This is a genomic window from Sphingorhabdus buctiana, assembly GCF_042680825.1.
Lineage (GTDB): Bacteria > Pseudomonadota > Alphaproteobacteria > Sphingomonadales > Sphingomonadaceae > Sphingorhabdus_B > Sphingorhabdus_B buctiana.
Map to the genome: position 1 here is coordinate 185,870 of NZ_JBHUEL010000011.1, position 18,743 is coordinate 204,612.

The following is an 18,743-nucleotide window of genomic DNA, read 5'->3' on the forward strand; positions in this document are numbered from 1 at the left end:
TTTACATGTTAAAATGCATATTGTCGGCTCGCGAGATCGAACATGATCTCTTCCGATCCGCCGCCGATCGCCATCACGCGGACTTCGCGGTAGATGCGCTCGACACGACAGCCACGCATGAAACTGGCACCGCCGAGAATCTGGCACGCCTCGCGCGCGCAAAATTCCATCGTGCGCGTTGCCTGGACCTTCAGCAGCGCGAAATCGCCGGGGAAGGCCTTGCCTTCACGCACGCTCCACGCGCACTGGTCGATCCATGCCTGCGTCGAGTTGATCTGGCGAAGCATGTCGGCGAGCTTGTGCCGGATCGCCTGATTGCGGATCAGCGGCTTGCCAAACACCTCGCGCTGTTGCGCCCAATCGAGCGCATCTTCGAAACAGACGCGGGCATAGGCTGCGGCCTGTTGCGCCATCCCCAATCGCTCGCCGTTGAAATTGCGCATGATGCCCATGAAGCCGCCATTTTCAGGCCCGATCAGGTTTTCGGCAGGCACCTCGACATTGTCGAAATGCAGCGTGGCAGTGTCGGAGGCGTGCCAGCCCATTTTCGCAAGCGGGGTGCGGCTGAAGCCAGGCCGGTCGGTTTCGATAAGAAGCAGTGAGACGCCGCCCATGCCGGGTCCACCGGTGCGCACGGCGGTCGTCACATAATCGGCGCGCATGCCGCTGGTAATATAGGTCTTGCTGCCATTGACGATGTAAGATGCGCCCTTGCGTTCGGCCTTGGTTTTCAAATTGGCGACATCCGAACCTCCCGACGGTTCAGTGATGCCCAGCGAGATAATCTTTTCGCCTGCCAGCACGGCCGGGGCGATGCGTTGCTTCATTTCTTCGCTACCCATGGCCAAGATCGGCGGCAGGCCGATACCATGGGTCATCAGCGAAGCGGGAATGCCACCGGCACCGGGGCGACACATTTCCTCGCTCTGCACGAGCGAGTGGAAGATATCGAAACCGTTGCTTCCCGTGCCGCCAAACTCGGCCGGATAGCCAAGGCCTAATATGCCCGCCTCAGCAGCCTTTTTGTGCAAGCTGCGCGGCAGTTCGCCCGCGGCTTCCCATGCATCAACATTGGGCAGAATTTCGCGCTCCACGAACCTGCGGACGGTATCGCACACCGCCTCATGGCTTTCGTCATAATAGGGTGATCGCGCACGCCACTGGTCGAAAAGGGGTGATGTCATCTGGGCCTCTCCTGCATCTGCATTTGCCCCATGCTTAATCGCTCGATTAAATTGAGCAAGCCAGCAATGAGGTGTCAGCAGATTACAGGCGCGGCAGTGTCACGCCCTTCTGCCCCATATATTTGCCTGCGCGGTCGGCATAGCTCGTCTCGCACGGCTCATTGCCTTGCAGGAAGAGAAACTGGCACGCGCCTTCATTGGCATATATTTTCGCGGGCAGCGGGGTGGTGTTCGAAAATTCGAGCGTGACATGCCCTTCCCAGCCGGGTTCGAGCGGCGTGACGTTCACAATGATGCCGCAACGGGCGTAGGTCGATTTGCCGAGACAGATGACGAGCACATCGCGCGGCACGCGGAAATATTCGACAGTGCGGGCAAGCGCGAAGCTGTTGGGCGGGATGATGCAGACATCGGTTTCGCGGTCGACAAAGCTTTTGGGATCAAACTCTTTCGGATCCACAACGCTCGAATCGACATTGGTGAAAATCTTGAACTCGGGCGCGACGCGCGCGTCATAACCGTAAGAGGAAAGGCCATAGCTGATGCAACCGTCGCGGCGCTGCGCCTCGACGAACGGCTCGATCATGCCGTTTTCGAGTGCTTGCTGCCTGATCCACTTGTCCGAAAGAATTGCCATGATGACTCCCCGTTATCGGCAACCGCTTTTGCCGTTTCAGCGGGGGAGCGCAAGGGGCGGAATCAGCTTTTCAGGTTCGCAGGTCCAAATCCGTGCGGCAGCAATTCAGACAGCAGGTGCGTTTCATAGCCACTGGCATGCGCGCAGTGCACCGGAAGGTCGATTTCCACCTCGTCTGCCACTTCCTTGATGACCTGACGGCAACGGCCGCACGGGGTAATGGGTTCGGCGCCGATCACCGCACCCCCTTCGCTCGAGCGTGGGCCTCCCGCAACAGCTATAGCAACGATCTTGCGCATCTGCCCGTCGCTATTGGCTTTGGCGATGGCCACCGTTTCGGCACACAACGTCATGCCATAACTGGCATTTTCGAAGTTTGAACCGGTAATGATCTGCCCATCGTCGAGGAGCAACGCCGCACCGACATGGAATTTCGAATAGGGCGCATAGGCGCGATGCGTGGCATCGATGGCCGCTCGGACCAGTTTCTCATTCGTCTCGTTCATTCGCGCACGACCACCCATTGCACTGGTTCATCGACTCCATCGATACGGCGCTGCGGGTTGGCTGTCCACATCACCCAGGGACGGGTAGCATATTCGGGCAGCAGCCATGTCTTTTCCAGCCAGACCGTGCGGTCGATCGATGTGCTCAGCCGGTAATGCTCCTCAAAATCCTGGCTGACCTTGAGTATCGCGGGCCTGCCCAGATGCGCTTCGATCTGGGAAAGGAATGTCGCCACCTCCGAAAGCACAAGTGCGCGATCAGGTTTGCTGGTGCATTTTTCGGAGAAACCGAAATCCACCGCGGCGGGCAAAGACGTGTCGCTGCGGGGAACCGTGGTGATGAAAAGCGTCGCCTGGTCGCTCGCAAGTCGGCACAGATCATAGCGATGGAGCGGCCCATACCGCACCCCAGCTTCTCGCGCCGAAGCAATATTGGCGGCAAAGCTCGGGTCGCGATCCTTTGATCCTTCAGTCGCCGCCACATAAGCGAAATCGACGCCCGTTGCCGAAAGCATCGCCCAATCAAGCTTCCCATGCGATGCATCCACGACGATTCCTTGCACCGGATAATCGTCGCGAGACGGGGCCCAGCCCGTAATCGCACGCCACAGCAAAAATGCGCCCAGCAACAATGCAAGCATTATTGCGGCGTAACGCCAAAGCCTGAAATTTCCGCTGGCCATCCCTGTCCCCGAACTATGCCTGATGGCCTATTGCTTGATGTGAAGCACGCAAATCAACGTAAACAATCGCCGTGCTGTCGCAAAATCGACCTCGATCTTGCCCTCAAGCCGCTCCATCAACAACTCTGCCGCGCTGTTGTGAACACCACGCCGCGCCATGTCGATGGTTTCGATCTCCGCCGCAGTCGCCTTGCGGATCGCTTGGTAATAGCTGTCGCAAATGGCGAAATATTCGCGAACCGGCCGCTGGAAACGCCCCAGCCCCAATATCAGCGTCTCGTGCGGGCTGCCGTCTTCGCGGGTGATATCGAGTACCAATCGGCCTTCGGTTACGCTCAGCTTCAGCCGATAGGGCCCCGCATAGCCATCGCCCATATCGCGCAGCGGCTTGAAATAATTTTCTTCGATCAGATCGAAAATTGCGACCCGCCGTTCCTGTTCGATATCAGCGTTGCGACGCAAAATGGTCGCTTCGTCAAGTTCGACGGAAATGATGCGCGGGTCGGCCATGCGCCTCCTCTAGCCGATGCGCATTTTCGGGCAAGGCCCTCAATGTTGTCCACAATTGTTTCAACGACTCTATTTCCCTCGCCCTATTGCGGTTATCACCACCCTGAGCGATAGCATGCCTATGGCCGAACTGATCCGTCTTGCCGCATCGAATGATGGCGAAGAACAGCGCCTGCCCCGCAATGTGGAAGCAGAGGCAGCGTTTCTTGGCGCGTTGATGATCGACAACCGCATCATCGAGGATGTTTCGATCAAGCTTCGCCCGGAACATTTCTTTGAACCGTTGCACGGCCGCATTTTTGAACAGATTTTACGGCTGATTGACCGCAACATGCTGGTCACGCCCGTCACATTGAAACCGCTGTTTGAAAATGACGAGACGATGAAGGAACTGGGCGGTCCCGGCTATCTCGTCAAACTGACGGCGGATGGCGCGGGGCTGATCGGTGCGCGTGATTTCGCGCAGCAGATTTATGACCTCGCGCTGTTGCGTGAATTGGTGAGCGTCGGGCGCGGACTGGTAGAAGGCGCACTCGATACCAGCGATGCCGTCGACCCCAAGGCCCAGATCGAACAGGCCGAAGCGCAGCTTTACAAGGTTGCCGAAGGCGAAGGCGAAACGGGAAGCATGAAGAGCTTCCTCGCCGCATCGACCGAAGCGATCAAGAATGTCGAAAAAGCGCTAAACAGCGGCGGCCATCTTTCGGGCGTCACCACCGGGCTCGACAGCATCAACGCCAAATGCGGCGGCCTTCATAATTCGGATCTTATCATCCTTGCTGGTCGTCCAGGTATGGGCAAGACCTCGCTCGCCACCAACATCGCCTTCAACGCGGCACAACGCTGGCTGCGCGATGAAGAGGATGGAATCCCGCCGGAAAAAAGCGTCGGTGCAAAGACCGCCTTTTTCAGCCTCGAAATGTCGGCCGACCAGCTTGCAACGCGTATCCTTGCCGAACAGTCGGGCATCAGTTCCGAAGCGCTGCGCATGGGCAAGATCAGCCGCGAAGATTTCCGCGAATTGTCACGCGCCAGCCGCGACCTGCAATCGCTGCCGCTCTATATCGATGACACCCCGGCGCTCACCATCGCCGGCCTGCGCACCCGCGCGCGGCGCCTGCAGCGCAAGCATGGCATCGGCCTGATCGTCATCGACTATCTGCAGCTACTGCAGGGCTCCTCGCGCAGCAGCGACAACCGCGTCAACGAAATCTCCGAAATTTCGCGCGGCCTGAAAACGCTGGCAAAGGAATTGCAGGTACCGGTGATCGCGCTTTCGCAGCTTAGCCGTGCAGTCGAGCAACGTGAAGACAAACGCCCGCAGCTTTCGGACCTGCGTGAATCTGGCTCGATCGAGCAGGACGCCGACATGGTCTGGTTCGTATTCCGCGAGGATTATTATGTCGCCGCACGCGAGCCCAAGCATGGCAGCGACGACGATGTGAAGGCCACCGAGGAATATGAAAAGTGGCGGCAGGAAATGGAACGCGTCTTCGGCATCGCCGAGCTGATCGTTGCCAAACAGCGTCACGGCTCAACCGGCAAGGTGCGCATGAAGTTCGAGGCGAAGATAACCCGCTTCAGCGATCTGGCCGATGACAGCTATGCCGATCAGGGATATGAATGAGGGGGTTGCTCGCCGCTTTTGCCATGATGTTGGCAACTGCCGCTTCCGCGGAATCGATCAAGGAGCCCTTCATGTTTCATGCCGCCGGGGAATTTGAAGTTTCATTGAAGCCGGTTTCAGCGGCCGATGAAGCGCCGATGCGCATGTCGATCGACAAACAATTCCATGGCGATCTCGAGGCGACCAGCGTCGGTCAGATGATGGCGGGCGGTAATGAGGCCAATGGCGCGCGCGTATATGTTGCGCTTGAAACGGTCACCGGATCGCTCAAAGGGCGCAAAGGCAGCTTCATACTTGCGCACCGCGGGTCGATGTCCGCCAATGGACAGGCTTTATCGGTGATAATCGTTCCCGATTCCGTAACCGACCAGTTGAAAGGTATCGCCGGAAATCTCGATATCGATATTCGCGACGGCAAGCATTTCTACTCGATCGATTATACGCTGCCCGAGTAACGCGCCGCCAATATATAGTTGAGCGCCTTGTTCGAACTGAGGTGCAAACCCGACAGCGGTGAAAAGGCGATACCCTCTATCGCAATCACTTCCAGCCCCGCATCCGCCAGCATCGGTGCAAGTTCTTCGGGTGTCAGGAATTTATCCCAATCATGCGTGCCACGCGGCACCTGACCCAGCCGTTCGGCGGCCTCGACAAGGAATAGTTTCGAAGCAGCGGTGCGGTTGGGGGTCGACAGGATCATGAGGCCATCGGGTTTCAGCCGGGCGGCCAGTTCGCCGACGAATGCCTTGGGGTCAGTCACATGCTCGATAACCTCCATCGAGGTGACGAGATCAAACGCCCCCAATTGCTGCTCTGCCAGTTCGCCCGCCCGATAATCGATAGGCAAGCCCGATTGGGCGGCATGCGACTTTGCCGCCGCGATATTTTCAGCCGCAGCATCGACACCGGTCACGCTTGCGCCAAGCCGCGCCAGTGGTTCGCAGAGCAGCCCAGCGCCGCAGCCGACATCGAGTGCGAACTTGCCTGCAAGCGGCTTCATCGCTTGCTCGTCCGCCCCGAAATGCAGGTCGATCTGCCGCCGGATAAAGCCCAGCCGCACCGGGTTCAGCTTGTGCAGCATCGCGCTTGACCCTTTCGGGTCCCACCAGTCAGCGGCCAACGCACCGAAATGTGCGGCTTCATTTGGGTCGATAGTAGCTTTTCTTGCGGGGGCAGCGCTTGCTTTTGTCATTTCATGACCCTATCAGGCCGCCCGTTTGCAACAAAGCCTTAATCGCGGCGAAATTCCTTGGGGACTCCATGGCCCGGATCGTAATGAAATTTGGCGGCACCTCGATGGCGGGGACGGAGCGTATCCGCCGCGTCGCGCAGATCGTGAAGCGCCAAGCCGAACGTGGCGACGAAGTTGCGGTGGTTGTTTCCGCAATGGCGGGCGAAACCGATCGGCTCGTCAATTTTTGCCGCGAGGCGAACCCGCTCTATGACCCGGCTGAATATGATGTCGTGGTTGCAAGTGGGGAACAGGTAACGTCCGGTTTGCTTGCTATCACGCTGCAAGCTTTGGGCTGCAAGGCACGCAGTTGGCTTGGCTGGCAATTGCCGATCCATACCGACAATGCCCATGCAAAGGCACGCATCGGCACGATCGACAGCGAAGAATTGCTCGCGTCGATGGCCGGTGGAACGATCGCCGTCATCCCCGGTTTCCAGGGGTTGACCGATGATAACCGCATCACGACGCTGGGTCGTGGTGGTTCGGATACATCTGCTGTTGCCGTGGCCGCTGCGGTGAAGGCCGATCGCTGCGACATCTATACCGACGTCGATGGCGTTTACACCACCGACCCGCGCATCGTCAGCCGCGCTCGTAAGCTGAAAGCGGTCACCTATGAAGAAATGCTCGAGCTGGCTTCGGTCGGCTCGAAAGTCCTGCAAACCCGCTCGGTCGGGCTTGCCATGAAGGAAGGCGTGCGCGTGCAGGTGCTCAGTTCCTTCATCGACGAAAATGCGCCGAGCGCAGACACCATCCCCGGCACGATGATCGTGACCGACGAAGAATTGGAGAACGCCCAAGTGGAACGCCAACTGATCACGGGTATCGCCGCCGACAAGAATGAGGCGAAGATCACTTTGACCCGCGTGCCCGACCGCCCGGGTGCGGTGAGCCACATCTTCGCGCCGCTCGCGGAATCGAACATCAATGTCGACATGATCATCCAGAACGTTGGCCGCGACAAGGGCGAGACCGATGTGACCTTCACCGTGCCGCAGGCGGACCTCGCCCGCGCCACCGATGTGTTGCAGAACCAGCGCGAAGCCATCGGCTATAACCGCCTGATCCCCGACACCAAGGTTGCAAAAATTTCGGTCGTTGGCGTCGGCATGAAAAGCCATGCCGGCGTTGCCTCGACGATGTTCACTGCGCTTGCCGAGCGCAAGATTAACATCCAGGCGATCTCGACCTCAGAAATCAAGGTCTCGGTGCTGATCGACGAAGACGAAACTGAGCTTGCGGTACGTGTGCTGCATACAGCTTATGGGCTTGATGCGGATTAATACGTTCTCCGTTTGAATTATTCGTCGCCCCTGCGTAGGCAGGGGGACGGAGATTGCCATGTCGAAACTCGCCCACCTCATGTATCGCGGTACCGAATTTCTCGGTTGCGATGTTTCCATCCTTGGCGGCGCCATGTCTTGGGTGTCCGAGCGCAACCTGGTTTCCGCGATTTCGAACGCGGGCGGGTTCGGGGTGATTGCGTGCGGGGCGATGACGCCCGAATTGCTCGATGCCGAAATCGCTGCGACCAAGGCGCTTACAGCCAAGCCATTTGGCGTGAACCTGATCACCATGCACCCGCAGATCATGGACCTGATCGCGGTCTGTGCGAAACACCAGGTGAGCCATATCGTGCTCGCCGGTGGATTGCCGCCCAAGGGCAGCATTGAAGCGATCAAGGAATCCGGTGCCAAAGTCATGTGCTTTGCCCCAGCGCTGACGCTCGCCAAGAAATTTGCGCGTTCGGGCGTCGATGCGCTGATTATCGAGGGTAGCGAAGCAGGCGGTCATATCGGCCCGGTTTCCACCAGTGTATTGGCGCAGGAAATTTTGCCCGAACTGTGCGACCAATTGCCGATTTTCGTGGCTGGCGGGATTGCGCGGGGTGGCCTTATGGCAAGCTATCTCGAAATGGGGGCATCGGGCGTCCAGCTCGGCACGCGCTTCGTGTGCGCGCATGAAAGCATTGCGCATCCCAATTTCAAGCAGGCCTTCCTGCGCGCCAATGCCCGCGATGCGGTGGCCAGCGTCCAGATCGACCCGCGCCTTCCGGTGATCCCTGTGCGCGCGCTGAAGAACAAGGGCACCGAGGAATTCACGCGCAAGCAGATCGAGGTCGCGGGCAAACTCGACCGCGGCGAAATCGACATGGAAGCCGCCCAGCTTGAAATTGAACATTATTGGGCAGGTGCATTGCGCCGCGCAGTGATCGACGGCGATGTCGAATATGGCTCGGTGATGGCTGGGCAATCGGTCGGCATGGTGCATGTAGAGCGCCCCGTGGTCGATATCATCGCAAAGCTGGTGCGCGAAGCCGAGGAAGCCTTGGCGCGCTGAGCATCCGCCCAAACGGGCCGGAATTACTGTCTTGTCAAAGCAACACAGCATCCGCATAACTTGCGCATGGATGAACCAGACCAGCTCAAGCCGCTTGATCCCGCTTATGTAACGGTAATGCGCATCAGCGCCGCTTTGATGGCAGTGCCATTGCTTTTCGGCGCGATCATACTTGAAACCGCGCAGTTCACCGCAAGCGGATTGTTCATCATTCCGGCGGCCTTTTTGGCAGTCTGGGCTGTGTTCCGTGTCCCGTCGCGCCGGTTCGCCCGCTGGCATTATACGCTTGGAACTGACCGGCTTCGCATTGTGCGCGGATATCTGTTCTTTAGCGACACCGTGGTCCCGCTGGGGCGGATCCAGCATATCGACGTCCACCAAGGCCCCATCATGCGGCGCTATGACCTAGCAACGTTGACCGTGCACACGGCGGGCAACCACAACAGCTCGGTCAGCCTTCCCGGGTTGCGCCATGCCGACGCCGTCGAAATGCGCGAGGCTATCCGCGAATATATCAAGGCGGCACAGGCTTGAACGAACCGCTTCCAGCAGAAGATAATCCTGTCGCTGAAGGCCAGCGGCTGCACCCGCTCGGGCTTATCGTCGGCCTTATCACCGGCCTGCCACAGTTGATTTTCCCGATGGTCGCCGCAGTGTTCGGCACCGGCAGTCGCGATCGCCCCGAACTCATCCCGCTCGTGATCCTCGCCGTCCTGCTGATCAGCGTTTTTTTCCGCTGGCTCGCTTGGCTGCGCACACATTATCATGTTGGCGACGACGATATCCGCATCGAACGCGGAATATTGAGCCGGTCGGCGCGCTCAATACCCTATGACCGTATCCAGGATGTCAGCGTGGAGCAGAAACTGCTCGCACGGCTGCTGGGCATCGGCGAAGTCAAGTTCGAAACCGGCGGCGGCGAGGGTGAGGACGCCAAGCTCAGCTATGTCTCGCTTGACGAAGCCGAACGGCTTCGCGAAACAGTACGGGCACGCAAGGCCGGTGTCGCAACGCCCGAAGCCAGCGCTGGAGCCGTGCCCGAACCGGATCTGCCCCCCGTTTTTGCGATGGATACAAGACGGCTTGTGATCCTCGGCTTCTATTCGTTCAGCCTTGTGATTTTTGCGATCCTCGGCGGCTTAGCGCAGCAATTCGATTTCCTGCTTCCGTTCGACTGGTGGGATTTCAAGAACTGGATCGGCATAGCGGAGGATAATGGCGTAGACATCACGCATATTGACCGCAGCGTGCAGATTGGGGGTGCTATCATCGCACTGCTGGCACTTACCGCCATAGGTTTTGCGACCGGAATCGTGCGGACTTTCCTCAAGGAATATGGCTTCCGACTTGATCGCACGGCCAAGGGGTTCCGCCGCCGCCGCGGACTGACGACGCTGACCGACGTGGTGATGCCCGTTGCGCGTGTACAGGCGGCGCAGATCGAAACCGGCCCGATACGCAAAATAAACGGTTGGCATGCATTGAAATTCGTCAGCCTGGCGCAAGAGAGCAAGGACGAGAGCCACCATATTGTCGCCCCGTTGGCGCAAATGGACGAAATCGCACCGATCATGGCAGAGGCGGGAATAGCCCTTCCTTCAACCGAAGCACAGTTCCGGCGTGCGCCGTTGCTGTGGTGGGGGCAGGGTCTGGTCTATCTTTGGATAGCAATGGCAATCGGAACAGCCGCCACCATTATCTTCGCAGATGCGCCTTTTTCGAAAGCAGGCTGGATGCTGATCATTCCCTTGGCTTTCGTTCCGTTGGTTTGGCTTGAGTGGCGCAATTACGGCGACCTCGTCGATGAAAGCCAAATCTACCTGCGCGAAAACTGGTGGAACCAGCAGTTCAGCATCGCCCCGCAAGTGAAGGTGCAAAGCGCCGAAGTGTCGCAAGGGCCGCTGGCCCGCTTGTTTGGCCTCGCGACGCTACATTTCGGTATAGCGGGCGGCTCACTCCGCTTTGCGGCACTGCCTTTGGAGGACGCGCTCGCTGTCCGCGACCGCATCATGGATGCAGTCGCACCGGTCGATTTTTCCGAAATCAATCGAAGGGGCTGATCGTCTGCTCTTCGATGACGCCGCCGTCATCTTTGCGCAGTGAAAGCTTCACCTTCCTCGCGCCCCAATCAATGTCGATTTGCCCGAAATTGGGTATCGCCCAGAAGCCGCCGGTGCGTGCGGGATCGGGTTCGCGTTCGCTGTTGTCGCCTCTGCCAAAGGCAAAGTTGAGCGACGACGATGTGAAATCCCACAAGGGTTTCGTTAATCCCGGCACGTCGGTCTTATAGAAACCAGCCGCATGACGATCACCCGAAAGGATTAGCGCGTTGTTGACCCGCTTTTCAGCCAGAAGGCTATAAAGCTTGGCTCGCTCGCGCGGAAAGTTGGTCCAACCTTCATAATTATGGGCGCTGGTGATGACCTGTGTCGATGAAATGATGATGCGCAAATCGGCTGGCTTGGACAGTTCAGCCGCCAGCCATTGCCATTGCGCCTCGCCCAGCAAGGTGGCTTTGCGATCTTCGTTGGGCAGGTACCAGCCCAATGCCGGGCCCGGATCGCGATAGGGCATGCGCACCAGATCCGATCGGAAGAAACGGGTGTCGAGCAGGATGAACTGCACCCTTTTGCCTTCAGGCCCGACTATGCGGCTTTCATACACGCCAGGGCGCGACTTCACCTCGTCCGACGCGTTCCAATAGGTCTCATAGGCCTTTTCAGCATATTCCTTGAACGCGAAGCTGCCGCCTGCATCATTGGCGCCGAAATCATGATCATCCCAACTGGTCAACATCGGCACGGAACGGCGGAAACGATCCCATTCCTGCCGGGTCGAAAGCTTGCGATAGCTGGCCGCCAGCGTCGGGATATCGGCGCTCCATGGCGAGCCGGTATCGCCATAGACATTGTCGCCGATGAGAAGGAAAGCCTGCGGTTTCTGGGCGGCAATCACATCCCAAAATGCCATCGACCGGTTTTCATTCTGGCACGATCCGAATGCTATGCGCGTCAGCACGGTATCGCTTGCCAGAGCCGGATTGGGTGCGGCGACAGGCAGCTTCGATTGAAGCGCGGCATAATAGGGCCGCAGCGCCTCTTGCGCGCTTTGCGGGCTGGCCGATGCGGTAGCAGGCGATCCCGCCGGCCCGCCGGAGCAGCCGGCGACCAACAAAGCTGCCGCTGAAGCCAATATCCAATTCTTTGTCCGCATCATGCTTCCTTCATTCGTGCCCGATCAAGCGGTGCCGCCTAATGGTGTCAATCCTGTGACATTGTGCCGTGCCGCAGTGCTGGTTACAAGCAATCAACAATTCGGGAGTTTTTTTCATGCGCAAATTGTTCATCGCCGCACTGCTGCTGGGTGCAGCAATCCCCGCCCATGCCGATGCAGGTGCAGATGTCAAATCGCTGGTCCACGAATATTGGGCGATGTCGCTGAAGGAATCGCCGATTTACGCCAGCTCGTTGGGCGTCGACGATTATGCCAATGAAGTAGGTGACTATAGCCTTGCGGGCCGCGATCGCTTCGCCGCCGCCAGCGCCGTCATTCTTGCCAATCTGCAAAAAATCGATGCCTCGCAACTCACTGCTGCTGACAAGATCGAATATGGCATCCTGAAACGCACGCTCGAAGACAATGTCGAAGCCAATCGTTATGGCCAGCGGACGATCAATTTTTCAACCTATTCTGGTTGGCACCAGAGCTTTGCCGGGATGGCGGATAACCTGCCTTTCCGGAACAAGGCCGATTATGAGAGCTACAACACCCGCTTGAAGCAATATCCGCGGGTGAACGACCAATCGCTTGCCGTCGCCAATGAGGCATTGAAGGGCAAATATGTACTGCCCTGCGTCGTTCTCAACGGCTACGAAAAAGGCATTGCGGGCCTGGTGACCAAGGACGAGCGCCAGTCGCGCTATTTCCAGCCCTATGCCAAGGCGAAACCCGCCAATATCAGCCAAGCCGATTGGGATAAACTTTCAGCCGACGCGGCTGCGATAATAAGCGGGAGTGTATATCCGGCGCTGCAGAAGCATCTCCAATGGTTTGCGGCGAACTATAAACCCAATTGCGCCAAGAACCCCGGCATTTCAGCACAGCCGGGTGGCCGCGAATATTATGATTTCCGCATCCGTCAGGAAACAACGACCAACCTGACCGCAGACCAGATCCACGAATTGGGGTTGAAGGAAGTCGCCCGCATCCGCGCCGAAATGGTCGAGGTCGCCAAAAAGGCCGGATATGAAAGCCGGGAAGCATTCATCCAGCATCTTCGCAACGACCCGCAATATTATGCCAAAACCCCAGAAGAGCTGATGGAAAAGGTCGCGCGGGTGAACAAGACCATCGATGGCAAGATGCCCGGCCTGTTCCATCGACTGCCGCGCCTTCCCTATGGCATCAAGGAAATTCCGGCCGAAATCGCAGAGGGGACGACCACCGCATATTACAACCCCGGTTCACCTGCGATCGGGGTTGCAGGCTTTTATTATGTGAACACATCGAAACTCGACCAGCGTCCTTTCTGGGAAATCCCCGCTCTATCGGTGCACGAAGCCGTTCCGGGACACCACCACCAGATTGCCCTGCAGCAGGAGTTGGAGCTTTCCGATTTCCGCAAGAACGCCGTGTTCTTCACTGCCTTTACCGAAGGCTGGGGGCTCTATTCGGAACGGCTGGGTATCGAAATGGGCCTGTACGACACACCTGCCAAGGATATGGGACGCCTGTCTTACGAAATGTGGCGTGCCTGCCGACTGGTTGTCGATACCGGCATCCATTCCAAGGGGTGGAGCAAGGAACAGGCGATCGCTTTCATGACCGACAACAGCGCCCTGTCAGCCGCCAATATCGAGGCAGAGGTGAACCGCTATATCAGCTGGCCCGGCCAAGCGCTCGCGTACAAGCTCGGCGAACTCAAGATCCGCGAGCTACGCGAACTCGCGAGCAAAGAGCTGGGTAGCAAGTTCGACCTCGCCGCATTCCATGACACGGTATTGGGCCAGGGTTCGGTTCCTCTCAATGTGCTTGAGGACATTGTGAAAGACTGGATCGCCGCAGAGAAGGCCAAGGCCTGATCGCCGAAAGCCGATGCGCCAACCCAAGCTCTTTACCACCATCCGGGACTATAGCTGGTCGCTGTTCCGGCAGGATGCGCTCGCCGGACTGACAGTGGCGCTGGTTGCGTTGCCGCTCAGTATCGCCATTGCGATCGCCTCTGGCGCGACACCAGCGCAAGGGTTGGTCACCGCCATTATCGGCGGTTTTGTGATTTCGCTGACCAGCGGCAGCCGTGTGCAAATCGGCGGACCGACGGGTGCCTTCATTGTCGTGGTATATTCGGTGATTGCCGATCATGGCTATGATGGGCTGGTGCTGGCAACAATGATGGCAGGTGCGATCCTGCTGGTAGCGGGTTTTTTCCGCGCAGGCCGGCTGATTGCGTTGGTGCCGGAGCCGGTGATCAACGGCTTTACCGTCGGCATCGCAATCATCATCGCGGCAAGCCAATTGAAGGATTTCCTTGGCCTCGACATTGCCAACCTTCCAGCCGAATTCATTCCAAAAATCATGGTGCTGGCGAAAGCATTACCAGCGAGCAATCCCTTTGCGGTCGGCGTCGCCATGCTGGCATTGGTGTTGATGGTTACCTTGCGCAAATTGGCGCCTCGGTCGCCCAGCCTTGTAATAGGGGTCGCTGCAGGATCAATATTGGCGGTTGCGGCTTCGCTTCCAGTCGACACAATCGCCTCCCGGTTTGGCGAGTTACCCGCTGCCCTGCCCATGCCGTCAATGCCCGAATTCAGCATTGCCAAAGCGATCGAGCTGTTGCCCTCGGCATTGATCATAGCCTTCCTCGCCGGTGTGGAATCGCTGCTTTCGGCGATCGTCGCAGACCGGATGATCGAAGGGCATCACCGCCCCAATGCGGAAATCATGGCGCAGGGTTATGGCAATATCGCGTCGGCGCTTTTTGGCGGCATGCCGGTGACGGGGGCCATTGCGCGCACTGCGACCAACATCCGCGCCGGCGGCAAGACACCGGTGGCCGGGCTGGTGCACGCGCTGCTAATCCTTGCCATCATGCTGCTGGCGGCACAATGGGCCGGGATGCTGGCGCTCCCGGCTTTGGCTGCTGTGCTGATGCTCACTGCATGGAATATGAGCGAACCCGAGAAATGGCGTGAGCATCTGCACCTGAGATGGGCAGAAAAAGCATTGTTCTTCTCAACCCTTGTCCTGACGGTGTTGACCGACCTGACCATTGCCATCGGTGTGGGTGTTGCTGCGGGCCTTGCTTTGCGCCTTTTCAACCAAAGCAAATCGGAAAAGGATTGGACGCCGCGCAACCGCTAGCTGTCGCCTCCCAACACCTCGTCCCGGTCTGCATCAAGGCTGGGTGGATCGGCAAATACCGAAGCGGGCGTCGAGGCATAATGCACCGGGTGGCGCATCGAACGATAACGGTATCCGGCCTTCGCCTCGCGTTCCTCGAAAAAGTCGACAGCCTTCAGATGCGGATCGTCGAACACATCGGCCATCCGGTTATATTTCATCGCCGGGATGTTGTTGGCGTCGAGCAATTCCACCCATTCGGCGGTGGTCTTTGTCGCACTGCATTCCTCGATCGTCGCATAAAGCTCGGTCGTGTTTTCGAGCCTTGCCTTATAGCTGGAAAAGCGCGGATCCTGGAATACGCCAGGCCTGCCAGCCAGTTCAAAGAAGCGTTCCCACTGATGGTCGGCATAAGGCACGATCGCGATATAGCCGTCCTTGGTGGGATAGGGCCGCCGACGCGGATTGATCGACCGCGTATAGGCCATCTTGCCATTGCCGGGCAGGAAAGTGTTGCCCCACAGATTTTCAACCATGTGGAACCAGGTAAAGCATTCGAACATCGGCACCTGCACGAACTGCCCACCAAGGCCGTTGGCCCTACCGAGCAAAGCGGCGAGCACTGCGTTGGCCGCAAACATCCCGCTAACCTTATCTGCCACCAGCGTCGGCGCATATTGCGGGCGCCCCTTATCGCGCATTTCAAACAGCGACGCGAAACCCGATGCTGCCTGAATCAGATCGTCATAGGCTTGCCGCTTGGCATAGGGCCCCTCTGCGCCATAGCCTGCGCAATGCACATAGACGATGTCAGGATTGACCGCTCTCACATCCTCGTAACCGAGGCCAAGCCGTTCCATCCCCGCCATGCGGACATTGTGGAAGAAAACATCGGCCCCCTTGGCAAGTTCGAGGATTGCCGCCTTCTCCTCCGGCTTGGAAGCATCAAGCGCGACCGATTTCTTGTTGCGGTTGAGGCTGGCATAAATCGGGCCAAGGTCGCCGGTCGGGTTGTCCCCTGCCTTGCGCATGATGTCTCCACCGCCTTGCGCATTTTCAACCTTGATGACTTCCGCGCCCAGATCGGCCAATTGAACTGTTGCAAACGGGCCCAATACCACCGACGACATGTCGAGCACTTTGACGCCCTGGAGTGGCCCTGTCCGTTCCCCATCCCATTCCAGTTTTGGCCATCCGCTCACATCACTCTCCCTGTTTCTTTGCTCGTTCATTTCCTGATAATCGGCTATGGAGCAATGTCGATACAGCAATTCAATCACGGAGAATGATAATGTTGCGCACGCACCTGATCTCGGTTCTTTCTGCCTCCGTCCTGCTGGCTGGATGCAATTATAGCGACGCGGAATCCGCCCCTGCCCCCATTCGCGATAAAGAGGCGAAGGTCCTGGAAAAGGAATTGAAGGGCAAGGTTGCTGGCGAACCGCGCAGTTGCATTTCAAACACCCGCAATGTGAATGCGATCCGGATCAGCGACGATACGCTGCTCTATCGCGAGTCCGGGCGTACAGTTTATGTGAACAAGCTACGCTCGTCCTGTCCGGGGCTGACCCGCGGCGACGATATCATGGTCGTTGAAACCTATAGCGGACAGCTTTGCAGCGGCGACCTCATCCGGCTGGTGGATCGCACCAGCGGCATTCCCGGGCCCGTATGCAGCCTCGGTGATTTCACGCCTTACAAAAAGGCTAAGTAAACGGTGCCCCCCTCCCTCACGGGGAGGGGACCGTTCAGTTTACCGGATAACAACCGTCACAGCCCGGCGGTTTTGCGCCCATGCTTCTTCATTCGACCCCAGTGCCTGCGGGCGCTCCTTGCCATAGCTGACGGTCTGGATGCGCGATGCATCAACCCCGAGCGACGCTAGGTAGTTCTTCGCAGCGTTCGCACGGCGCTCACCCAAAGCAAGGTTGTAATCGCGTGTGCCGCGTTCGTCGGCATGTCCCTCAACCGTCACGCGGGCATTGGGATAACGCGCCAGCCACTGCGCCTGCGTCTGCAAGGTAGCCTGGTCGGCGCTGTCGATGTTGAAGCGGTCGGTATCGAAGAATATGCGATCGCCCATCGAGCCAACCGACTGGAGGAAATCTTCCTGACTTCCGGGGATGATCGCATTGCCCGATGGTGTGACCGTGTCACCGGTGTTGCCATAGGTGGTGTTGTCAGCGACCGGAGGTACATTTTCGACCTCCTTCTTGCCGCATGCTGCAAGCGTAGTGCTGGCGACCAGCAACAGTGCGAAAGTGCGTGCCATGTTTGTCATCTTCATTTCCTTTCTTTCTGCCCCGTTGTTGTAACCGCTCATGGAAGCACCGGACCCCAGGCCGGGTCGGAACCATCGACCGGAGTCGGCAATTTGCGTTCGTTCCGTCCGGTCAAGTCTACCTGCCAGACGCTTGTTTTACCAGTGTTCCGTTCGGTGCGGAAGAACTGGATCACACGGCCATTGGGTGCCCATGTCGGCGCTTCATCCTGCCAGCTATCGGTCAGCAGGCGTTCGCCCGAACCGTCGGGACGCATCACGCCGACGCGGAAGTCCCCCGCTATCCGCGTATAGGCGATAAGGTCACCGCGCGGGCTCCACTCGGGCGTTGCATAGCGGCCACCGCCATGGCTGATGCGGCGCTGGTTTGATCCATCGGCGTTCATCACATAAATCTGCTGGCTGCCACCGCGATCGCTCTCGAAAACAATCTGGCGACCATCGGGCGAGAAGCTGCCGCCAACATCGATGCCGGGCGCACTGGTGAGCTTTACCGGTGCGCCGCCATTGACCGAAATCTTGTAGATGTCGGTGTTGCCAGCAACTGCCATCGAATAGAGAATCGTCTGCCCATCTGGCGACCAGCGCGGCGCAAATGTCGGGTTGGCCGAAGCCGTGATCAATCGCTGACGACCACTGTCTATGTCATAAACATAGATGCGCGGATTACCGTCCTGATAGCTGAGATAAAGGATGGACTTGTAATTGGGCGAGAAACGCGGCGTCAGCGCGGTCGATTGGCCATTGGTGATAAAGCGGTGGTTTGCGCCATCCGAATCCATGATGGCAAGGCGCTTGACGCGTTTGCCCTTCGGTCCGGTCTCGGCAATGTAGGCAATGCGGCTGTCGAAGAAGGGCAGCTCGCCCGTGAGCTTCGAATAGATGGCATCCGCGCATTTGTGCGCAGCACGCCGCCATTCGCGTGGTGGGACCACGAAGCCCAACCGCGTCAGTTCTTGACCGAAATTGACATCATAGAGGTAGCAACCGACGGTCAGATTGCCATCGCCGCCCACGCGGACAAAGCCCTCGACCAACTGTTCGACATTGCGGCCCTTCCAATAATCATATTGGGGCGCGGTGACCTCCTCAATCGTGATCGGGCGGATACCGGCGGGACCTTGTGGTTCGAAAAGACCAGAGTTGCGCAGGTTGGCCGAAATCACTTCGGCAATCTGGCGCCCCAATGTGGCGCTGTTCCCGGCGGCGGTATCGGCCGGGTTGGGTGCGACCAAGGCGGGCACGGCGATGCGGCGAACCTTGGCGGTATCGAACTCGACCAGTTCGGGCTCATCATCTGCTGGCGGAGCAGTTTCCTGAGCTGCGGCAATCGGTGCCAGCGTGATCAGGCCCAATATGGAGAGCAAAAAGCCAATTAGCGATCGGTTCGGTTTCATGTCTC

The 18,743-nt window shown here is 58.3% G+C and carries 19 protein-coding genes; 9 read left to right on the forward strand and 10 right to left on the reverse strand.

The genetic code is table 11. The annotated features are described in order from the left end of the window. Positions 1-8: 8 nt before the first annotated feature. From ACFSAG_RS13420 to ACFSAG_RS13440, 5 genes are all read right to left on the reverse strand, one after another. Positions 9-1,184, reverse strand: a complete 1,176-nt coding sequence (locus ACFSAG_RS13420; protein ID WP_381515751.1) for an acyl-CoA dehydrogenase family protein — start codon at positions 1,182-1,184, stop codon at positions 9-11. Positions 1,185-1,266: 82 nt separating this feature from the next. After that, positions 1,267-1,821, reverse strand: coding sequence for a dCTP deaminase (dcd, locus tag ACFSAG_RS13425; protein WP_115549989.1), 555 nt, complete (start codon positions 1,819-1,821; stop codon positions 1,267-1,269). 62 nt (positions 1,822-1,883) lie between these two features. Further along, a complete protein-coding gene (locus ACFSAG_RS13430) occupies positions 1,884-2,327 on the reverse strand; it encodes a cytidine deaminase (RefSeq protein WP_374612812.1) in 444 nt (147 codons plus the stop codon). Further along, a complete protein-coding gene (locus ACFSAG_RS13435; protein WP_381515756.1) occupies positions 2,324-2,968 on the reverse strand; it encodes a GH25 family lysozyme in 645 nt (214 codons plus the stop codon). The genes ACFSAG_RS13430 and ACFSAG_RS13435 overlap by 4 nt, the downstream gene beginning before the upstream one ends. A 69-nt stretch (positions 2,969-3,037) precedes the next feature. Beyond that, the gene (locus tag ACFSAG_RS13440; RefSeq protein WP_374612815.1) at positions 3,038-3,520 is read right to left on the reverse strand and encodes a UPF0262 family protein; all 483 of its coding nucleotides are present in this window, start codon (positions 3,518-3,520) and stop codon (positions 3,038-3,040) included. Between the two features lie 121 nt (positions 3,521-3,641). On the opposite strand from ACFSAG_RS13440, the gene ACFSAG_RS13445 reads away from it, so the two are divergent. Together ACFSAG_RS13445 and ACFSAG_RS13450 are read left to right on the forward strand one after the other, a co-directional pair. Next, complete coding sequence (locus ACFSAG_RS13445; RefSeq protein ID WP_374612817.1) at positions 3,642-5,147, forward strand: replicative DNA helicase; 1,506 nt, start codon at positions 3,642-3,644, stop codon at positions 5,145-5,147. A 71-nt stretch (positions 5,148-5,218) separates the two neighbouring features. Further along, positions 5,219-5,602: a DUF3224 domain-containing protein gene (locus ACFSAG_RS13450; protein WP_381515763.1), complete on the forward strand. Its 384-nt coding sequence runs from the start codon at positions 5,219-5,221 to the stop codon at positions 5,600-5,602. Here ACFSAG_RS13450 and ubiG read toward each other — a convergent pair. Then, on the reverse strand, positions 5,584-6,339 hold the full coding sequence (gene ubiG, locus ACFSAG_RS13455) for a bifunctional 2-polyprenyl-6-hydroxyphenol methylase/3-demethylubiquinol 3-O-methyltransferase UbiG (protein WP_381515766.1): 756 nt from the start codon (positions 6,337-6,339) through the stop codon (positions 5,584-5,586). The two genes, ACFSAG_RS13450 and ubiG, sit on opposite strands and share 19 nt — an antisense overlap. Before the next feature lie 68 nt (positions 6,340-6,407). Here ubiG and ACFSAG_RS13460 point away from each other — a divergent pair, with 68 nt between their 5' ends. From ACFSAG_RS13460 to ACFSAG_RS13475, 4 genes are all read left to right on the forward strand, one after another. After that, positions 6,408-7,664 carry an aspartate kinase gene (locus ACFSAG_RS13460; protein ID WP_381515769.1) on the forward strand — a complete coding sequence of 419 codons (1,257 nt, stop codon included), beginning with the start codon at positions 6,408-6,410 and terminating at the stop codon, positions 7,662-7,664. 58 nt (positions 7,665-7,722) lie between these two features. Then, positions 7,723-8,721, forward strand: coding sequence for an NAD(P)H-dependent flavin oxidoreductase (locus ACFSAG_RS13465; protein WP_374612825.1), 999 nt, complete (start codon positions 7,723-7,725; stop codon positions 8,719-8,721). 66 nt (positions 8,722-8,787) lie between these two features. After that, positions 8,788-9,255, forward strand: coding sequence for a PH domain-containing protein (locus ACFSAG_RS13470; protein WP_374612827.1), 468 nt, complete (start codon positions 8,788-8,790; stop codon positions 9,253-9,255). Beyond that, positions 9,252-10,781 carry a PH domain-containing protein gene (locus tag ACFSAG_RS13475; RefSeq protein WP_381515772.1) on the forward strand — a complete coding sequence of 510 codons (1,530 nt, stop codon included), beginning with the start codon at positions 9,252-9,254 and terminating at the stop codon, positions 10,779-10,781. The genes ACFSAG_RS13470 and ACFSAG_RS13475 overlap by 4 nt, the downstream gene beginning before the upstream one ends. Here the strand turns inward: ACFSAG_RS13475 and ACFSAG_RS13480 are convergent. Continuing rightward, positions 10,765-11,937 (reverse strand): alkaline phosphatase D family protein, encoded by a 1,173-nt coding sequence (locus ACFSAG_RS13480; protein ID WP_374612832.1) that lies wholly within the window; start codon positions 11,935-11,937, stop codon positions 10,765-10,767. The genes ACFSAG_RS13475 and ACFSAG_RS13480 overlap by 17 nt on opposite strands. A gap of 113 nt (positions 11,938-12,050) precedes the next feature. On the opposite strand from ACFSAG_RS13480, the gene ACFSAG_RS13485 reads away from it, so the two are divergent. Continuing rightward, positions 12,051-13,802, forward strand: a complete 1,752-nt coding sequence (locus ACFSAG_RS13485) for a DUF885 domain-containing protein (protein ID WP_381515775.1) — start codon at positions 12,051-12,053, stop codon at positions 13,800-13,802. 13 nt (positions 13,803-13,815) lie between these two features. Further along, positions 13,816-15,081 (forward strand): SulP family inorganic anion transporter, encoded by a 1,266-nt coding sequence (locus ACFSAG_RS13490; RefSeq protein ID WP_381515778.1) that lies wholly within the window; start codon positions 13,816-13,818, stop codon positions 15,079-15,081. On the opposite strand, the gene ACFSAG_RS13495 is transcribed toward ACFSAG_RS13490, so the two are convergent. Further along, on the reverse strand, positions 15,078-16,262 hold the full coding sequence (locus ACFSAG_RS13495; RefSeq protein ID WP_381515780.1) for a CaiB/BaiF CoA transferase family protein: 1,185 nt from the start codon (positions 16,260-16,262) through the stop codon (positions 15,078-15,080). The two genes, ACFSAG_RS13490 and ACFSAG_RS13495, sit on opposite strands and share 4 nt — an antisense overlap. Before the next feature lie 89 nt (positions 16,263-16,351). On the opposite strand from ACFSAG_RS13495, the gene ACFSAG_RS13500 reads away from it, so the two are divergent. Then, positions 16,352-16,774, forward strand: a complete 423-nt coding sequence (locus ACFSAG_RS13500) for a DUF6491 family protein (protein ID WP_381515783.1) — start codon at positions 16,352-16,354, stop codon at positions 16,772-16,774. A 39-nt stretch (positions 16,775-16,813) separates the two neighbouring features. Here the strand turns inward: ACFSAG_RS13500 and pal are convergent, their stop codons facing one another. Together pal and tolB are read right to left on the reverse strand one after the other, a co-directional pair. Next, the gene (gene pal / locus ACFSAG_RS13505; RefSeq protein WP_381515786.1) at positions 16,814-17,347 is read right to left on the reverse strand and encodes a peptidoglycan-associated lipoprotein Pal; all 534 of its coding nucleotides are present in this window, start codon (positions 17,345-17,347) and stop codon (positions 16,814-16,816) included. 32 nt (positions 17,348-17,379) lie between these two features. Next, positions 17,380-18,738, reverse strand: coding sequence for a Tol-Pal system beta propeller repeat protein TolB (tolB, locus tag ACFSAG_RS13510; protein ID WP_381515789.1), 1,359 nt, complete (start codon positions 18,736-18,738; stop codon positions 17,380-17,382). Positions 18,739-18,743: the final 5 nt, after the last annotated feature.